Source organism: Nonomuraea antimicrobica, from assembly GCF_039536965.1.
GTDB lineage: Bacteria > Actinomycetota > Actinomycetes > Streptosporangiales > Streptosporangiaceae > Nonomuraea > Nonomuraea antimicrobica.
This window is the reverse complement of sequence record NZ_BAAAZP010000128.1, coordinates 1-1624: the sequence shown is the minus strand read 5'-3', so window position 1 is coordinate 1624 and position 1624 is coordinate 1. Positions and strand designations below refer to the sequence as shown.

The 1624-nt window shown below is 65.0% G+C and carries 1 protein-coding gene; it reads left to right on the top strand.

Annotated elements, in window-relative coordinates; all coding sequences use genetic code 11:
• Positions 1–466 precede the first annotated feature (466 nt).
• Positions 467–1345 (top strand): CDP-diacylglycerol diphosphatase, encoded by an 879-nt coding sequence (locus ABD844_RS34185; protein ID WP_344887168.1) that lies wholly within the window; start codon positions 467–469, stop codon positions 1343–1345.
• Positions 1346–1624 lie beyond the last annotated feature (279 nt).

The window sequence follows — 1624 nt, the reverse complement described above, 5'->3', positions numbered from 1 at the left end:
CGGAACAGTTACTCCACGAAACGGACACTCCCTGTTACCGATACCTCGCCGCCGCCCTGCCGTCAGCCCGCGCAGCGGCACGTACGGGCCATGCACGGCCAGGACCGGCGTGACCTCTACCGGGGGTGCGGACCAAGTACGAGAGAAAGGGGGCAGCCGAGGGATAAATTGTTGGTCTTTTGACGACAGGAACCGGGTAAGCCGGGCAAGCGGAACATCCGAGGCTTCCAATGGCGCGGAGGGCAGTGCGTCGTTCGTGCTTGCAGAATCCAAAGTTTCACGGGGGGAGGTTTCGCCGACTGATCGAGAGGGGGAGCATTCTGGTTCGAGCGCCCCGTTTCCGCCGCTGGGAAAGGCGTCGAGAGAAGCGCTGTTCGGCTCTCGCCGTGAGCGCCTCCGCCCGCGTCCGTGGGCCGGAACCGCAATTCCGCGGGATACATTCGTGCGGGCATCATCGGGAGTATTCATGGGTGAGAACGAGCTGGCGGACGACGTCGACAACGGGTTGTCGCGACGCTGTTTCGTCCAGTTCTCCGGCCTGACCGGCGCAAGTGTCGTCCTCGGCGGATCCGGCCTGGTCGCGGCCAAGCCGCCCCCGGAGCCGCCGACCGCCCCCGGCGGGCCCGACCCGACCGTGTGCGGCAGCACGACGAGCAACGACGGGCTCTGGCGCGCCATGCAGCGGTGCCACAGCAACCAAACCTGCCTGCAGAACGGCACCGACTACGTTGTGATGCCCGGCAGCATGCACGCTCCCGCGAACTTCATCCTGGTGCCCACCCAGCGCGTCAACGGGATCGAGTGCCCCTGGATCTGCGGCAGCCAGGCGCCGAACTACTGGGATGCCGCGAACTACTTCTCCACCAGGCCGCCCACCGTGGTGACGGCCCCTATAGGGCTGGGGATCAACTCGCAGCGAGCCCGGAGGCTCAACCAGTTGCACATTCACATGGCGATGGCGCGAGGGGAATCCAAAGGGGATCTCGAAAACAATCAGGCGCGCGCCGCCATGCACTTGAGCGACTGGGCGAACTCACGGGTGTCGGTCCGAGGTGTCAACCAGCAGCACGTGACCATACCGCACACCTACCGCGTGCTGATCTGGCCGGGATTCAGCCACGACAATCTCTTCGACATGCTCAGGACCATGCTCCTGCACGCCCTGGGCCACGGCGCGACGATCGCCGACGCCCAGGAACAGATGCGGTTCCAGACGCTGATCGTGATACCTCGCAATGCCGGCGGCTATTTCATCGTGAACAGCGAGCTCCAACTGAGGGATCCGAGCATGCCCAACCTCACGGGGACCAACACCTGTGACCCGCTGCTTTGGCTGCAATCCTGAGGTGTGCCCTCGGGACGTGCGCCCGCGGCCATCGCGCGGCGTCCGCCCGTGAACACCCCCGACACGGTCACGCACGCGGCCGGGGACATATACGAGGGGGTGCAGACCAAGTACGAGAGAAGAGGGCAGCGACTTACAAAAAGTCGGCTAGCGCGCACTGCCACCTGCGGAAACTGCCTTGCCTCGTCACCGCGCCCGACTTATGCCGCCCATGTTCGAGCAGGGCGGCGGCGAGGTATCGGTAACAGGGAGTGTCCGTTTCGTGGAGTAACTGTTCCG

What these genes read in the sequence shown, in the direction of transcription:
- ABD844_RS34185 (WP_344887168.1), top strand. Translation starts at nt 467, where the DNA reads ATGGGTGAGAACGAGCTGGCGGACGACGTCGACAACGGGTTGTCGCGA.